This window comes from Pyxidicoccus caerfyrddinensis (assembly GCF_010894405.1).
Lineage (GTDB): Bacteria > Myxococcota > Myxococcia > Myxococcales > Myxococcaceae > Myxococcus > Myxococcus caerfyrddinensis.
In genome coordinates this window covers 1-16132 of the sequence record NZ_JAAIYA010000057.1, presented here as the reverse complement: position 1 = coordinate 16132, position 16132 = coordinate 1, and the positions used below count along the sequence as shown (strand labels likewise).

Sequence of the window (16132 nt, the reverse complement as noted above, 5' to 3'; positions counted from 1 at the left end):
CAGCAGCCAGCGCCACCCGCGCGACTCGCACAGGCGAGTGACTGAGGGTTGCAGTAGCCATACCCGCATAACCCACGCCAGCCCGCCTGCTACTCCCTTCTCTCTGGTGGGGTCGAGACAGAGCCAAGGAACGTTCATTCCGCCGGCCCGGGCCGCCCGCTGGCCGGAAGGAACGTTCATTCCGCCGGCCCGCCGCCCGCTGGCCGGAAGGAACGTTCATTCCGCCGGCCCGCCGCCCGGGAGGGCCGCGTCTTCCCGCGTCTGGCGCGAATTCCGGGCAGTAGGCTGGCGGCTCCATGTCGAGCCCCGCCGAGTCCTCCCTCCGCTTCCACGACGAGCCGCTCATCGCCATCGTCCGCCATCTGCAAGGGGCGCTCGGGGCGGGGCGCGTCCGCATCGAGGTCCCCGACCCGGACCTGGGGCGCGGGCACTATCCGGGGGAGCGCGTGGGGCCGGGGCAGGGGATCGTCCACCGGCCGCTGCGCAGCTGGTGCGACCTGGCCGACGGGCTCTCATGCCGGCTGCTCACGCCGCGTCCGGTGGATGGCACGCACGTGGCGCTCACCTTCGAGCGGCTCGGCTCCGAAGCGTCGTGGCACGCGGGAGGCGAGGAGGCAGAAGAAGGGCTCGAACCCCGGGAGCGGTACGGGACGGCCTCCGAGTTCGCGCGGGTGCACAAGCTGGAGGACGCGGGCTTCCTCCTGCCGTGGCTGGAGGCGCTCGGGCGCATCCACCTGCCCCCGGGCGCGAGGGTGCTCGACCTCGGGGTGAATCGGGGAGACGAGCTCGCGGCCTTCGCGTGGCTCGAAGGCGCACCGGACGTCAGCTTCGTCGGCGTGGACCATGGCGCCAGCGCGCTCGAAGAGGCGCGAGCCCGCTTTCCCGATGCGCGCCACCGCTTCGTGCTCGCGGACCTCAACGCGCTGCCCGACGACCTGGGCCGCTTCAGCCTCGTGGTGTCGGTGGGCACCTTGCAGAGCCCCGGCGTAGACGACCACGCCCTGCTGCGCCGGCTGGTACAGCAGCACCTGGAGCCGAGGGCCACGCTCCTGCTCGGCTTCCCCAACTCACGCTTCCGCGACGGAGAGGTGGTCTACGGCGCGCGCGTGCGCAACCTGCGCGAGCCGGACCTGTCGCTGCTGGTGAAGGACCTCTCCTTCTACCGGCGCTACCTGCACCAGCACGGCTTCCGCACCTTCCTCGGCGGGAAGTACGACCTGCTGCTGACGGCGGTGCGCGGCGGCGCCAGTCAGGGCAGGGCGGACAGAGAGGACCTGGACTGAAGGTTGGAGGGACGCACGCGTCGTACCCGAAGGGTTTCATGGGCTCGCGGGCTCGCAGGTGCTCTTCGCCGCGGATGACACCGTGACGGAGGAGGAGCCATGGGCCCTGCCGCTGGCCTGCCTCCCACCGTCACGGAGATGAGGCTCAAGCCGCCGCGCTCGGCGTCACCTTCGCCGGTGCCGCCGGGACATGGCCCGCGCGGACGACATAGTCACCGAAGCCCTCGCCCGGCTGGCGCTCGCGCGAGTACGCGGCGAACAACGGCTCCAGCGCGGCGAGGATGCCGTCCTCGTCGATATTCTCGCGGTACAGCCGGTTCAGCCGCTGGCCGCGCGCGTCGCCCCCGAGGTGGAGGTTGTAGCGGCCCGGCGCCTTGCCCACGAGCCCCACCTCCGCGAGGTACGGCCGCGCGCAGCCATTCGGGCAGCCGGTGATGCGCAGCAGGAGGTTGGCGTCCCGCAGGCCATGCGCCACCAGCCGCGCCTCCAGCTTCTCCACGAACGCGGGCAGGTAGCGCTCCGCTTCGGCCATGGCCAGGCCGCACGTGGGGAGCGCCACGCACGCCAGTGCATTCTTCCGCAGGGGACTGGCGCTCCGGAAGCCGTCCAGCCCATGCCGGGCCACCAGCGCGTCGATGGCCTCTTTCGCCTCGGCGCGCACGTTCGCGATGACGAGGTTCTGGTTCGCCGTGAGCCGGAAGTCGCCCTGGTGCACGTGGGCAATCTCCCGCAGGCCGGTGAGGTGCTGTGCCCCGGGGTGGTCCGCCACGCGGCCACTGTCCAGGTGCAGCGTCAGGTGCCACTTCCCGTCGTGTCCCTCCACCCAGCCGAAGCGGTCTCCGTTGTGCTCGAAGGCGAACGGGCGCGCGGGCTGCAACGCGAAGCTGAGCCGCCGCTCCAACTCCGCCGTGAACCACGCGACGCCGCGCTCCTCCAGGACGTACTTCAAGCGCGCGTGCTTGCGGTTGCCGCGGTCCCCGAAGTCGCGGTGAATCTTCACCACCTCCTCCGCGACGGCGAGCGTCTTCTCCGGAGGGATGAAGCCGACCACGTCCGCCAGCCGCGGGTACGTGGCCGCGTCGCCGTGCGTGGCGCCCATGCCGCCGCCCACCGAGACATTGAAGCCGGCCAGTTCGCCGCCCTCGAGGATGGCGATGAAGCCCAGGTCCTGCGCGAAGACGTCCACGTCGTTGAGGGGCGGCACCGCGACGGCGGTCTTGAACTTCCGGGGCAGGTAGGTGGCGCCGTAGATGGGCTCGTCCTCGCCGCCGGCCACCTTCTCCTCGTCTAGCCAGACCTCGTAGTAGGCGCGAGTCTTTGGCAGCAGGTGCTCGGAGATGCGCACGGCCCACTGGTACACCGTCTCGTGGAGGCGCGAGTCCACCGGGTTCGGGTTGCACAGCACGTTGCGATTCACGTCGCCGCAGGCGGCCAGCGTGTCCAGCAGCGCCTGGTTGATGCGGGCGATGGTGGGCTTGAGGTCGTCCTTGATGACGCCGTGGAGCTGGAAGGCCTGCCGCGTGGTGATGCGCAGCGTGTGGTTGGCGAGCTCGCGGGCCAGCGCGTCCATGGCCAGCCACTGGGCCGGAGTGCACACGCCGCCGGGCAGGCGCGTGCGGAGCATGAAGCTGTACGCGGGCTCCAGCTTCTGCTGCCGGCGCTCCTCGCGGATGTCCCGGTCGTCCTGCTGGTAGCTGCCGTGGAACTTGATGAGGCTGGTGTCCGGCGTGGCGATGGCGCCCGTCACCGGGTCCACCAGGCTCTCCGCCAGCGTGCCGCGCAGCAGGCGGCTCTGCGTCTTGATGTGCTCCACCTCGGACAGAGGCTTGGACTGGTGACTCATGTCGTCTCGCTCACGAGAAAAAGGTTCAGTAGACGTCGCGCAGGTAGCGGCGCTGCTCGCGCAGGTCCTGGAGCCAGGCCTCCGCGTCCTCACGGCTCTTCCCGCCGTGGGTGGAGACGACGTCCACCAGCGCCGCGTGGACGTCCGGTGCCATGCGCTGGGCGTCACCGCAGACGTAGAGGTGCGCGCCGCCGTCCAGCCATTCATAGACGTCGCGCCCGGCCTCGCGCAGGCGGTGCTGCACGTAGACCTTCTCCGCGCGGTCTCGCGAGAAGGCGAGGGACAGCCGGTGCAGCGTCTTCTTCTTCAGGGCCTCCTGCCACTCCACCTGGTAGAGGAACTGCGTGCGGAAGTGCTGCTCTCCGAAGAAGAGCCAGTTGCGACCGTGAGCGCCCACCTCCGCGCGCTCCTGCACGAAGGCGCGGAAGGGCGCCACGCCCGTGCCGGGACCAATCATCAACACGTCCTTCTCCCCGTCCTCCGGCAGGCGGAAGCGCTCATTGGGCTCGATGAAGACGCGGACCTTGTCCGTCCCGGCCGCCCGCGCGGCGAGGTAGGAGGACGCGGCGCCGAGGTGCCGCGTGCCGAACGCCGTGTAGTCCACCACCGACACCGTCAGGTGCGCCTCCGCGCCCACGCGCTTCGGGCTGGAGGCAATCGAGTACAGCCGGGGCGCCAGCTTGCGCAGCGCCGCGACGAGCTCCGCCGCACCCCATGGCGCCCGGTGCGCGCGCAGCAGGTCGATGACCTGGTGGCTCGCCAGCAGCGTGCGGAAGCCCTCCGCGCCTGACGGCTCCAGCAGTCGCTTCAGCTCCGTGCTGCCCGCCAGCGCGGCATGGCGCTCCAGGAATGGCCGGTTGAGCTTCGTCAGCTCCAGCTCCTCGCCCAGCCACTTCGCCAGCGGCAGCGTGCGCCCGTCGCGCTTCACCTCCGTGCCCCCGTCCAGCTTCAGCTCGGACAGGAATGCGTCCACCAGCTCGGGAGGGTTGTGCGGCCACACGCCGAGCGCATCGCCCGGCGCGTACTCCAGGCCCGAGCCTTCGAGCGACACCTCCACGTGCCGCACGTCCTTGAGCGCGCCCCGGCCGGTGATGCGCTGGTTGACCAGCACCTCAGCGGCAAAGGGCGCTTCCTTGCTGAACGTCGGCGCAGGAGCCGCCCCGCGCAGCGGGAAGACAGCCGCGATGGGAGCGGCCTGTGGCTCCAGCGCCTCGCGAGCCCGCGCGAAGGCCTGGTCGAGCCACCCCGTGGCCACCGGCTCGAAGTCCACGTCGCAGTCCGCCCGCTCCAGCAGCCGGATGGCACCCAGCTCCGTGAAGCGCACGTCGAGCGCACGGCCCACCTCGCAGAACTTCGGGTAGCTGGAGTCGCCCAGTCCCAGCACCGCGAAGCGCAGCCCCTCCAGCTTGGGGGCCCGCTTGCCCAGCACGTGCTCGCAGAAGCCGCGCGAGTCGTCCGGTGGGTCTCCATCTCCCTGCGTGCTGATGACCACGCAGAGCAGCTTCTCCTTCGCCAGCTCTCGCACGGGGTAGTCACTGGCGCGGAAGAGGCGTGCCGGCAGTCCGGAGGACTCCACCTGGTGCTTGAGCCGCTCCGCGAGCAGCCGGCTGTTCCCGGTCTGCGTCCCGTAGACGATGGTGAGCGGCACCGCCGGAGCGGCGGCGGGCGTGGCGGACACGGGCGCCGCCACGGAGACCGGAGCGGAACCGGGCCGCGAGGCCAGTCCCGCCGCATAGCCGCTCAGCCAGTGCAGGGACGCTGCATCCAGTCCCTCCACCAGCTTGAGCAGCAGCGCGCCCTTCTCGTCACCCAGCAGCGTGGTGACGAAGGGCGGCGCCACGGGGCGCGAGGCCCCTCCTGTCGAAGACGGAATCACTTCCCGTTCTCCCCGAGCGCGAGCACGCGCTCCACCTGCCGCTTCGCGTCCTCGGACGCGTCCAGCTCCAGCCACGCCACGCCCGAGTCGCGAGCCTCCGCGCGCAGCACCCGTCGCGTCTGGGGCGCCTCGGTGTGCACCAGCGCCACCAGCCCCGCGCCGGCCAGCGCGAGCGCCACCTCCACGTCACCCGCGACGGTGGCCACGTGCCGGCCCTGGTCGAACAGGCTCCGCTCCAGCTCGAAGGCGCGTGACGCGGCCTCCGGATAGGACGGCAGCAGGACGATGGCCCCGGGCTGCCCCAGCCGCGCGCGCCGCTCGGCCGAGGAGACGAGGGACGCCTCCACCGCGCCGCGAGTCCCCGAGTCCGCCGCCCCCAGCACCATGCCCGCGCCCACCGTGTCATGCGTGAGCGCGTCGATGATGATGAAGGCACCGGTGCGCCGGTTCTCGCGGTACGGGTCGGCCAGCAGCGGGCGGCGGCACACCAGCCGCACCTTGCCGATGTCGTTGAGGGACAGCGACTCCGCGGGCACCTCGGACAGGTCCTCCAGCTCCTTGCGCCAGAGGATGCGCTCCACCTGCGCGGGCGCGGTGCGGGTGGTCTGCTTCACCAGGTAGCGGCGCGAGAGGTCCAACGGCTGCTCCCCGAACCACACCAGCATCGCGTCGAGCTGGTGGAGCGCGAGCGGCGGCTCGTCCACGTGGGACAGCAAATCACCCCGGCTGGCGTCCACCTCGTCCGCCAGCCGCAGCGTCACGGAGGCGGGCGCGGACGCCTCCTCCAGCGGCCCATCGAAGGTGTCGATGCCCGCCACTCGAGTGCGGCGCCCGGAGGGGAGCACCTGCACCTCGTCACCCACGCGCACGGTGCCGGAGGCCACCTGACCGGCCAGGCCGCGGTAGTCCTGGTGCGGCCGGAGCACGTACTGCACGGGGAAGCGGAACGCCGCGTTGTCCAACCGGCGCTGGTGGGGCAGCGACTCCAGCCACCCGAGCAGCGTGCCGCCCTCGTGCCACGGCGTCCGTGCGCTGGGCCGGGTGATGTTGTCGCCCCGGCTCGCGCTGACGGGGAACAGGCGCACGCCCTCGAAGCCGAGCGTGTACGCGAAGTCCGCCAGCTCCTGGCCGATGCGCTCGAAGGTGGCGCGGTCGAAGCCCACCAGGTCCATCTTGTTCACCGCGACGGCCAGGTACGGAATGCCCAGCAGCGAGGCGATGTATGCGTGCCGGCGCGTCTGCGGCAGCACGCCCAGGCGCGCGTCCACCAGGATGACGGCCGCGTCCGCCGTGGAGGCGCCGGTGGCCATGTTGCGCGTGTACTGGATGTGTCCCGGCGTGTCCGCGATGATGACCTTGCGCTTCCCCGTGGACAGGTAGCGGTACGCCACATCGATGGTGATGCCCTGCTCGCGCTCGGCCTTCAGGCCGTCCGTGAAGAGGGAGAAGTCCAGCTCCTCGTCCTCGGCGCCAGCTGCGACCTTGAGGCCCTGGGCGAGCACCTCCGTAGGCACTTCCGTGCGGGCGGCGGCGCGCTTGGCGCTGGCCTTCTTCACGGCGGAAATCTGGTCCTCGAAGAGGCCGTCGCACTCGTAGAGGAGCCGGCCGATGAGCGTGGACTTCCCATCGTCCACGGAGCCCACCACCACGAGCCGCAGCAGCTCGCGGCTGGAGTGCTCGTCGAGGAGCCGTTGCACGTCGGGCTGGGGAGGCGTCTGCAGTGCGGTATCCATTAGAAGTAGCCCTCGCGCTTCTTGAGCTCCATGGAGCCCTCTTCGTCGTGGTCGATGAGACGGCCCTGGCGCTCGGACTGGCGCGCGTTGACCATCTCGTGGATGACGGCCTCCACCGTGGTGGCGGAGGACTCGATGGCGCCGCTCAGCGGGTAGCAGCCGAGCGTGCGGAAGCGCACCCGCCTCAGCGTGGGCTTCTCGCCCGGACGCAGGCGCATGCGCTCGTCGTCCACCATCAGCAGCGTGCCGTTGCGGTCGATGACGGGTCGCTCGGCGGCGAAGTAGAGCGGCACCACCGGAATGCGCTCGCGCAGCACGTAGTGCCAGACGTCCAGCTCGGTCCAGTTGGACAGGGGGAAGACGCGCATGCTCTCCCCGGCGTCCACGCGGCCGTTGTAAAGGTTCCACAGTTCCGGCCGCTGCCGGCGCGGGTCCCACTGGCCGTGCCTGTCTCGGAAGGAGAACACGCGCTCCTTCGCGCGGGACTTCTCCTCGTCGCGGCGCGCGCCGCCGAAGGCCGCGTCGAAGCCGTGCTGCGACAGCGCCTCCAGCAGCGCCTGCGTCTTCATCGCGTGGGTGTACTTCTGGCTGCCGTGGTCGAAGGGGTTGATGCCCTCGGCGAGCGCGCGGCGGTTCTGATGCACGAGGAGGTTCAGCCCGTGCCGCGCCACGAAGGCGTCGCGGAAGGTGTACATGTCCCGGAACTTCCAGGTGGTGTCCACGTGGAGGAGCGGGAAGGGCAGGGGCGCGGGGTGGAAGGCCTTGCGCGCCAGATGCAGCAGCACCTGCGAGTCCTTGCCGATGCTGTAGAGCATCACCGGGTTGGCGAACTCGGCCACCGTCTCACGGAGGATGTGGATGCTCTCCGCTTCCAATTCCGCCAGGTGCGTGGTCCTCGCCAGCGTGTTCTCACTCATGGCCACCCTCCGCCTTCAGGGGCACCGGGTGCCCATTCATCGTTGAACCGCGAGCCACCAGCGACGGCAGCCGGGAGCGCAGCGCCACCACCTCGCCCACCACGAGCAGCGCCGGGGAGCCGACGGCCGCCCGCCGCGCCTCGAGGGCGATGTTGCCCAGCGTGGCCTCCACCACCCGCTGGTGCTCCCACGTGCCTGCCTCCACCACGGCGGCGGGCGTCGACGCGGCACGGCCCGCAGTCACCAGGGCGCGCACCGTCTCCTCCAGCCGGTCTCCGGCCATGAAGAGGACCAGCGTCTGGGCCCTCGCGAGGAAGTCCCAATCCGGCGCACCGCCCACGCGGTGCGCGGTGGCGAACGTCACCTCGCCGGACACGTCGCGGTGGGTGACGGGGATGGCCGCCGAGGCCGTCGCGGCGATACCCGCGGACAGGCCGGGCACCACCTCGTAGGGAATGTCGGCCTCCTCCAGCGCGAGGGCTTCCTCCGCACCGCGGCCGAAGACGAACGGGTCTCCGCCCTTGAGGCGCACCACCTGACGGCCCAACCGGGCCTGGGTGATGAGCACGGCGTGGATGTCCTCCTGTCGCACGGACTCGCCGCCGCCCTCCTTGCCCACGTAGATGAGGCGGGCGTGGGGGCGCGCGTGCTCCAGCACGGCGGGGTGGACGAGCCTGTCGTGCACCACGGTGTCCGCTTCTCTCAGCAACCGCGCCGCGCGCAGCGTGAGCAGCTCCGGGTCTCCCGGGCCTGCTCCCACCAGGTACACGCGTCCCTGCACCTGCTCTCTCATGTCGTCTCTCCCGATGACTTCAAGGTCTTCAGCGCCGCGCGGAGCTGGACTCCCGCGGCCTTGCGCTCGCCCCGTGCCAGCAGCGCGCCGACGTCTCCCTCCACCAGCCCCTTCAAGAGCCGCTGGCGCTCCACCCCCGAGGGCAGGTGCCGGCGCAGCCACCCGCTGAGCCGCGCCATCCACACGTGGTGCGGCGCCACTTGCGCCGTCAGCTCACGGCGCAGCAACCGGGCCACGGCGGGCGCCTGGCCCGCGGTGGAGATGGCCACGGTGATGGGGCCCCGGCGTCCGACGGAGGGCAGCGTGAAGTCACAAAGGTCCGGCACGTCCGCCGTGTTCACCCAGATGCCGAGCGCACGTGCCTCCTGTGCCACGCGAGGGCCCACGCTCGCGTCGTCCGCGGCGGCGAGGACCAGGTCGTGCCCGCGCACGTCGCCGGAGGCATAGGGGCGGGCGAGCCATTCGAGGCGGCCCTCGGTGGCCAGGGTGCGCAGCGTGGCGGTGGCCTCGGGGGCGACGACGCGCAGCCGGGCGCCGGCCTCGAGCGCGGCGAGGGCACGGCCCTCGGCGATGGTGCCGCCTCCCACGAGGAGGACGCTGCGGCCCTCCAGGCGGAGGCAGACGGGGTAGTCGATGGGGTGGCTCATGGCGCGCTCAGCGGACCGGGTGCAGGCCGCACTCGCTGTGCTCGCGCGCTTCCCACCACCAGCGGCCGGCGCGCTCGTCCTCGTACGGCTTCACCGCGCGGGTGCAGGGCGCGCAGCCGATGGACGGGTAGCCGCGGTCATGGAGCGCGTTGTAGGGGACGGCGTTGGCCTTCACGTAGGCCCACACATCCTGGCGGGTCCACGTGGCCAGTGGGTTGAGCTTGAGGAGGCCGCCGTGCTCGGCGTCGACCTCGGCGAGCTCGACGGCGGTGCGGGTGACGGACTGCTCGCGGCGCAGGCCCGTCACCCAGGCCTCGCGGCCGGCGAGCGCGCGGCGCAGCGGCTCCACCTTGCGGATGGCGCAGCACTCCTTGCGGGCCTCGAGGTTCTTGCGGAAGGAGAAGTAGCCCAGCGTGGACTCCAGCGCCTCCACGCGCGTGCGCTCGGGGAAGAAGGTCTCCACCGCGATGCCGTAGCGGTTGCGCGTCACCTCGATGAGCTCGTACGTCTCGGGCGGGAGACGCCCGGTGTCGAGCGTGAAGACCCGGAGGCTCGGCGCGTGCCTGCGCGCCAGGTCGATGAGGACCATGTCCTCCACGCCGAAGCTGGAGGCGAGGGCCGCGCGCGCGCCGAACCGCCGCTCCACCCAGGCGAGCACCTCTTCCACGGGCGCGTCCTTCAGTGCGCGCGCCTCGTCGAGCGGTGCCGGGATGGAGACAGCGAGGGAGGTGGCGGACAGCGGGGGCGACATGGAGGACTCCGAGGGTGGAAACGAAAACGGCCCGCGCCTCTTTCGAGGGCGGGCCGCGCGAGCAGGGAAGGACGAGAAGGGACTGCTAGCCACTCCTCGCTGCTCGGCACCCGCCTGGAGGCGGACACACGGGACACGCACACGCCAGACAGCACGCGCCGCACACGCCCCGGGCCCACGACGCTCCGCTCGCGGCGATCAGCGCGAGGGACTTCGGAGCGGAGAGGAATGCAGAGGAGGGCATGAGGCGGGGAGCGGCGGTGGGAGAGCAGGAGGCTGGAAAAGCGAGCGGCCCGGCTCCTTCGAGAGGAGGCCGGGCCGGGAGGAAACGCGTGGACTCAGAAGAGGTCCGGTGCGCGCGTCAACAGCCCAGGCCCGACAGGGCACAACAGGCACACGACCGACAGCAGCGGCAGCGGAACAGCGCGGCGGTCGGGGTGGAGGGCGTCAACGGAAGCATCCAACGTAACGGAGGAGTTTCCAAAGTAACGGCGGTCGGGGTCTGGCGTCAACCTGCCCTGGAATCCCGGGTGGGCACGTCACCCACTACACGTCGCCCCAGAGGTACGCGAGCTCCAGCTCGGCGGCCTCGAAGGGCTCTGCGCGAACGAGTGCAGCGCCGGAGTGCGTGGCGAGCAGCGAATAGTCCGCGCCCTCCAGACGGAACACCTCCAGGCTGCGCGCTTCGGGGTCCATCAACCAGACGTGCCGCACTCCCTCGCGCGCGTACACGGGCAGCTTCACCTTGCGGTCCAAGGCCTTCGTGGAAGGAGAGAGCACCTCGCAGACCCAGTCAGGCGCGAGGGTATAGGCCGCGGTCCTCGGGGGCCTGGGCATCCGCTCGCGGCGCCAGCCGGCCAGGTCCGGCACCAGCACGTCCTCGCCCAGGTGCAGCTCCTGCTCGACGAGGAGAATCCATCCTCCCGGCCCATTCCTCGCCCGGTCGAACGGACCTCCCAGCTCGATTTCCAGCCGAGACGCCGCAACAGAATGTGGCCCGGCCGGACGGGGGCTGGCGTGCAGCACTCCGCCAATCAGCTCTCCGACCACGTTGTCGGGGAGCGCCTCCAAGTCCGCATACGTGGCCGGTTTTCGTTCCATCGCTGCCCCATATTCCCCGCCGCCCGTCTCCAATTCCATGGGAAGGGCATAACAGCCGGGTCTGACGTGCCAGGGTGGCACGCCTCCGTACTCCCCAGGAGGTTGTCCCTGGCGCCGACGTCATGCAAGCCCGCGAGGCGTGATGTGCAAGAACCCGGTTTGATGTGACGCCACCCGGCTACAACGTCGTTGAACCGAAGACAGGCGTCGCGGGAGCAAGTCATGGGTGGAAAGGACAAGAAACCAGCGCTCGGAGGCCTCGCAGCGGCCTTCCAGAAGGCGGGTCTCGCCACGAAGGAACAGGCCGAGCGCGTCGACGCCGAGAAGCGGGCGCGTGACCTGGCGACCTACCGCACTTCGCCAGGCCTCGGCGGAGCCCCTACCGAAGGCACAGGCAGCTATCGGGAGCAGCTTGCCTCGGTCAACGCGTGGTTCGCCGAGCAGCTCCAGCGTGAGCCGGGCCTCGCCGCGCGGATGACGGGCGAGCGGACACAGGCCGTAACCCTCGAGGGTGCACCGGCGACACGGGCGGAGGTGAGCGCCGCCGAACATGCGCTGGGCTTCACCCTCCCTCCGTCCTTCGCGGCCTTTCTCCTCGAATTGGGCTCCGTCTCCTTTCTCGGCCCATGGCGTGACGCCACGACGCCCGTGGAGCGGCTGGTGGCCGCGAGCGCCTCGCTCGACGCCGATGTCGCCCTGACGGCCGAGCGCTTCGTTCAGGTCGCGAAGCGTGAAGGCGTGAAGCTGGACCCGAGCTCGCCCCGCCGGCTGCTGCACGTGTCCGACGACAGGAACGGGGAGGCGGTCTTCGCCCTCTGTGCGCAGCGAGCCGCTTCCGGTGAGGCCCCCGTGTTCATGCGCTTCCACGATGAGCCCGATGCGCTGTACGACGCATCCGTCGACTTCCGTCAGTGGTTCGGCGCGCGCCTCGCTCGCCTCAAGGACGAACTCCAGGAGTGGCTTGCCCGAGGAGCACCGCGCTGACGTGGGTGCTCGCTGTCGTCGGAACGGGAACGCCGGACTTCTACGGCGAGCCAGCCTCAACGAGCGCCGCGAGCTTCGCGAGTGACATCTGCCAGCCAAGCTCGTTGTCGGCGGGCGGCACGCCGCTCGGCACTCCATCGTGCACGGCGAAGATGTCGGTGCCGCCGTCCGCATCGGTGAGTGTGAACGTGATGGTCATCTCGCCGCGCAGCGCTGGGTCTTCCGTCTCGAACTCGACCACCTGGACCACCTGCTCGTTCGGCACGAGCTTCACGAAGCGGCCATGGTGCGTGTCGGTGTGCGCGGTCGTCTTGCCGGTGCATGTCGGCGCGTCATACGTGAGCGAGATGCGGAACGAGCCCCCTTCGCGGGGGTCGAACGCATGCACATGGCTGGTCATGCCGTCCGGCACCATCCACGTCTGCACTGCCTGGGCATCGAGAAGCGCGCGATAGACGCTCGCGCGAGGCGCATTCACGTGGCGGCGGATGCGGGTCGAGCTCATGACTGAACTCTATCAAGACGAAACGACCGCCAACGACTACGTCTCGCCCCAGACAAAAGCCAGATCCAGCTCGACCGCATCGAAGGGCTCGGCGCGGACATGGACCTCGCCGGAGTGCGTGGCGAGCAGCGAATAGTCCGCACCCTCCAGCCGGAACACCTCCAGCACGCGTGCCCGCGGGTCCACCAGCCAGACGTGTCGCACGCCCTCGCGCGCGTAGATGGGCAGCTTCTCCTTGCGGTCCAGCGCCTTCGTCGAGGGAGAGAGCACCTCGCAGACCCAGTCAGGCACCACCGTGAACGCCACCATCTCTCGCGCATTCGGCAGCCGCTCGCGGTGCCAGCCGGCCAGGTCCGGCACCAGCACGTCCTCGCTCAGGTGGAGTTCGGGTTCACCCATGATGACCCAGCCACCGGGGCCGCCCTTGCCCCCGGCGAATGGCCATACGAGCGACCCGCCCAGATGGATTGCCGCGATTGCATGCGCCCCGGCCGGCCTGGGGCTGGCATGCAGGACCCCACCAATCAGCTCCCCGACCACGTTGTCGGGAAGTGCCACCAGGTCCGCGTACGTGGCTGGTTTCCGTTCCATGACCGCCCCATGTTCCCCGCCGCCCATTTCCAGTTCCATGGGGACGGCATATCAACCGGGTCTGACGTGCCAGGGTGGCACGACTGTTACCGCCCTGGGAGGTTGTCCCCGGTTGCGGCGGGAAGCAACCCCTCAGCCCGCCTGGGTGCCATCCGCCGGAAGCCGGCGGGCCCCTTCCACCAACCTCAGCGCCGAGGCCGGAGCGTCGAGAATCGCAGGCGCATCCACACGGAGCGCCGAGCGGTCCAGGTCCGCCAGCCTCGGCCGGCCGAGCAGCGCCAGCGTCCGGTCGATCTCCTTCGAAAGGATGTCCAGCGCCAGCTCCACACCGGCCTGCCCGTTGGCCGCGAGTCCATACAGGAACGGCCGGCCAATCATGCAAGCCCGCGCCCCCATGGCAATCGCCTTCACCACGTCCGAGCCCCGGCGGATGCCACCATCGAGGATGACCTCGCTGCGCCCCTCCACCGCGTCCACCACCTCCGGCAGCACGTCCACGGCGCCGGGGAGGAAGTCGAGCTGCCGCCCACCATGGTTGGAGACGATGAGGGCCTCCACGCCCAGCTCCGCCGCGCGCTTCGCGTCCTCGGCACACGAGATGCCCTTGAGCACCAGCGGCCCCGACCACACCGTGCGCAGCCACTCCACGTCCTTCCACGTCACGGACGCGTCGAACTGGCTGTTGGTGAACTGCGCCACGGAGACCGCGTCCGTGCGCTTCAATTCCGGCAGGTCCACGAAGTTGCCGAAGGTGGCTCGCGGACTGGACGACATCCGCAGCACCCACCCCAGGTGCCGGAACACGTCCAGCAGGTTGGTGAAGGTGACGCGCGGAGGAATGGTGAAGCCGTTGCGCCGGTCATTCTCCCGGTTGCCCATGGCCGGCACGTCCACCGTGAGGCACAGCGCGCGGTAGCCCGCCGCCTTCGCCCGCTCCACCAGCGAGCGCGTGACGCCGCGGTCCCTCCACACGTAGAGCTGGAACCACAGCGGAGTCGGCGCCGCGGCGGCCACCTCCTCGATGGTGCCGATGGACATGGTGCTCAGCGTGAACAGGGCGCCACGGCTCGCCGCGCCCTTCGCGGCCAGCTCCTCGCCCCGGGGCGCGAGCAGTCCCGCCAGGCCCGTGGGGCCGAGGATAAGCGGCGTCGCCAGCTTCTCGCCGAGCACGGTGGTGGAGCGGTCCACCACGCTCACGTCCACCAGCGAGCGTGCCCGGAAGAGGTAGCGGTCGAAGCCACGCCGGTTGGCGCCCACGGTGAAGCCGTCCTCGGCGGCGCCTTCCACGTAGTCGAACACGGCCTTGGGGAGCCGCTTGCGCGCGCGCTGACGGAGGTCCTCGATGTTGACGATCACGATGCGTGCTCCAGCAGGGAGGGAAGTCCCGGAGTGCGGCGGCCCGGCCCCTGGCCCGCGCGAGGATAGCAGCCTCGCCAGGGATGGCGCCGAGCCCCTCCAGAAGTGGGGCTCATGTGTCGTCGCGCTCCAGGTCGGCCAGGAGTCCGGCCAGCGTCTGTGCCAGCGCGCGGACGTAGGGCGCGCGCATCAGGGCGTAGTGGTCGCCCGGCACTTCGTGGACCCTGGGCGGCTCGGTGAGCCAGGGCCCCCAGCCCAGGTCCGCGGGGAAGGCGTGTCCCTCCAGGGCCGTGGCGGCCTTGAAGAGCCAGGTGGGGCCCGTGTAGGTGCCGCCCGGGACATAGTGCCGTTGCGCGTCGTGGAGCCGCACGTAGACGCCCAGGAGGCGCTCGGCCGCGTCGAGGTCCAGCACGGGCGCGCTCGTGGGGGAGCGCCGGGCCAGCTCCAGCACGTAGGCCAGCGCGCTCCGGACGTCCAGGCGCCGCAGGTGCTCCACGTCCAGCGGCAGCGCCTGCCACGACAGCCCGAGCAACCGGCCGAAGCCCGCCAGGCGCGTGAGGGTGTCCGGCTCGGGGCGCGGCTGTCCCGTGGGCGCGGGGGTGTCGATGATGGCGAGCGCCTCCACGCGCTCGCCCATGGCCTGGAGCAGGCGGGCCATCTCGTAGGCCACGAGTCCACCGAAGGACCAGCCCCCCAGGAGGTACGGCCCCAGGGGTTGCACGGCGCGGACCTGTGCGAGGTAGTCGCGGGCCAGTGCCTCGACGGAGGCGGCGGGCAGCTCGCCCCCGTCGATGCCGGAGGCGAACAGGCCATGGATGGGCCTTCCACCGCCAAGCTGGCGAGCGAGCTCCGTGTAGGCCATCGCGCTGCCACCCCCGCCGTGGACGAGGAAGAGGGGCCGTCGCGTAGACCTGCCCGCGGCCAGCGGCACGAGGTTGGGCGTGGGGACGGCGCGGGGCTTGTGCTGCTCCGCCCACTTCGCCAGCCCCTCCACCGTGGGCGTCTGGAACAGGGCCGACAGTGGCGGCGTCATCCCCGTGCGCTCACGCAGCCGGGCCATGAGGCGCACGGCGAGCAGCGAGTGGCCACCGAGGGCGAAGAAGTTGTCTGTGACGCCCACCTTCTCCACACGGAGCACCTCGGCCCACAGCTCCGCCAGGGTCTGCTCCATGGGTGTGCGCGGAGCGACGTAGCCGGCCCCGCTGACGGGGACCTCCGGGGTGGGCAGGGCCTTGCGGTCCACCTTGCCGTTGGGCGTCAGCGGCAGCGCCTCCAGCGGCACGAAGGCGGAGGGCACCATGTGCTCGGGCAAGCGCTCGCGCAGCCAGGCGCGCAGGACGGCGACGTCCAGGGCGGGGACGACGTAGGCCACCAGGCGCTTGTCGCCGGGGATGTCCTCGCGGGCCAGCACCACCGCGTCGCGCACCTCGGGATGCTCGCGCAATACGGTGGCGACTTCACCCGGCTCCACGCGGAAGCCGCGCACCTTCACCTGGAAGTCGGCGCGGCCGATGAACTCAACGCGCCCGTCCTCGCGCCAGCGCACCTTGTCCCCGCTGCGGTACATGCGCGCGCCCGGCACGGGGGAGTAGGGGTCCGGCAGGTAGCGCTCCGCCGTCAGCTCGGGCCGGTGCAGGTAGCCGCGCGTCACCTGCGCGCCGCCGATGAACAGCTCGCCGGGCACTCCCACGGGCACGGGCTGGAAGTCCGCGTCGAGCACGTACAGCCGCGAGTGGGCCAGGGGCCGGCCCA

General features: G+C 71.0%; 14 protein-coding genes. 2 read left to right on the top strand and 12 right to left on the bottom strand.

Translation table 11 applies throughout. The features are described from left to right. Positions 1–296: 296 nt before the first annotated feature. Positions 297–1283, top strand: coding sequence for a class I SAM-dependent methyltransferase (locus tag G4D86_RS51160; protein ID WP_164003011.1), 987 nt, complete (start codon positions 297–299; stop codon positions 1281–1283). A 145-nt stretch (positions 1284–1428) separates the two neighbouring features. Here the strand turns inward: G4D86_RS51160 and cysI are convergent, their stop codons facing one another. From cysI to G4D86_RS51120, 8 genes are all read right to left on the bottom strand, one after another. Further along, positions 1429–3126, bottom strand: a complete 1698-nt coding sequence (gene cysI / locus G4D86_RS51155) for an assimilatory sulfite reductase (NADPH) hemoprotein subunit (RefSeq protein ID WP_164003010.1) — start codon at positions 3124–3126, stop codon at positions 1429–1431. A 25-nt stretch (positions 3127–3151) separates the two neighbouring features. Further along, entirely contained in the window at positions 3152–4966 is a 1815-nt protein-coding gene (locus G4D86_RS51150; RefSeq protein WP_164003009.1) for an assimilatory sulfite reductase (NADPH) flavoprotein subunit, read from the bottom strand. Positions 4967–4998: 32 nt separating this feature from the next. Further along, positions 4999–6735, bottom strand: coding sequence for a GTP-binding protein (locus tag G4D86_RS51145; RefSeq protein ID WP_164003008.1), 1737 nt, complete (start codon positions 6733–6735; stop codon positions 4999–5001). Next, positions 6735–7652 (bottom strand): sulfate adenylyltransferase subunit CysD, encoded by a 918-nt coding sequence (gene cysD, locus G4D86_RS51140; RefSeq protein ID WP_164003007.1) that lies wholly within the window; start codon positions 7650–7652, stop codon positions 6735–6737. The genes G4D86_RS51145 and cysD overlap by 1 nt, the downstream gene beginning before the upstream one ends. Next, positions 7645–8445 (bottom strand): uroporphyrinogen-III C-methyltransferase, encoded by an 801-nt coding sequence (cobA, locus tag G4D86_RS51135; protein ID WP_164003006.1) that lies wholly within the window; start codon positions 8443–8445, stop codon positions 7645–7647. Before cobA ends, cysD begins: the two co-directional genes overlap by 8 nt. After that, positions 8442–9092 (bottom strand): precorrin-2 dehydrogenase/sirohydrochlorin ferrochelatase family protein, encoded by a 651-nt coding sequence (locus tag G4D86_RS51130; protein ID WP_164003005.1) that lies wholly within the window; start codon positions 9090–9092, stop codon positions 8442–8444. The genes cobA and G4D86_RS51130 overlap by 4 nt, the downstream gene beginning before the upstream one ends. A 7-nt stretch (positions 9093–9099) precedes the next feature. Continuing rightward, a complete protein-coding gene (locus tag G4D86_RS51125; protein ID WP_164003004.1) occupies positions 9100–9843 on the bottom strand; it encodes a phosphoadenylyl-sulfate reductase in 744 nt (247 codons plus the stop codon). 546 nt (positions 9844–10389) lie between these two features. Further along, a complete protein-coding gene (locus tag G4D86_RS51120) occupies positions 10390–10944 on the bottom strand; it encodes a Uma2 family endonuclease (RefSeq protein WP_164003003.1) in 555 nt (184 codons plus the stop codon). A gap of 222 nt (positions 10945–11166) precedes the next feature. Here G4D86_RS51120 and G4D86_RS51115 point away from each other — a divergent pair, with 222 nt between their 5' ends. After that, positions 11167–11928, top strand: a complete 762-nt coding sequence (locus G4D86_RS51115) for an SMI1/KNR4 family protein (RefSeq protein ID WP_164003002.1) — start codon at positions 11167–11169, stop codon at positions 11926–11928. A 40-nt stretch (positions 11929–11968) separates the two neighbouring features. Here G4D86_RS51115 and G4D86_RS51110 read toward each other — a convergent pair whose 3' ends face one another. The 4 genes from G4D86_RS51110 to G4D86_RS51095 form a co-directional block, all read right to left on the bottom strand. Beyond that, complete coding sequence (locus G4D86_RS51110) at positions 11969–12433, bottom strand: SRPBCC family protein (RefSeq protein WP_164003001.1); 465 nt, start codon at positions 12431–12433, stop codon at positions 11969–11971. Between the two features lie 36 nt (positions 12434–12469). Further along, a complete protein-coding gene (locus tag G4D86_RS51105) occupies positions 12470–13024 on the bottom strand; it encodes a Uma2 family endonuclease (RefSeq protein WP_164003000.1) in 555 nt (184 codons plus the stop codon). A gap of 132 nt (positions 13025–13156) precedes the next feature. Continuing rightward, the gene (locus G4D86_RS51100) at positions 13157–14380 is read right to left on the bottom strand and encodes an alpha-hydroxy acid oxidase (protein ID WP_164002999.1); all 1224 of its coding nucleotides are present in this window, start codon (positions 14378–14380) and stop codon (positions 13157–13159) included. A 112-nt stretch (positions 14381–14492) separates the two neighbouring features. Then, positions 14493–16132, bottom strand: a 1640-nt coding sequence (locus tag G4D86_RS51095; protein WP_164002998.1) for a thioesterase domain-containing protein, incomplete at its 5' end; no start/stop codon positions are given.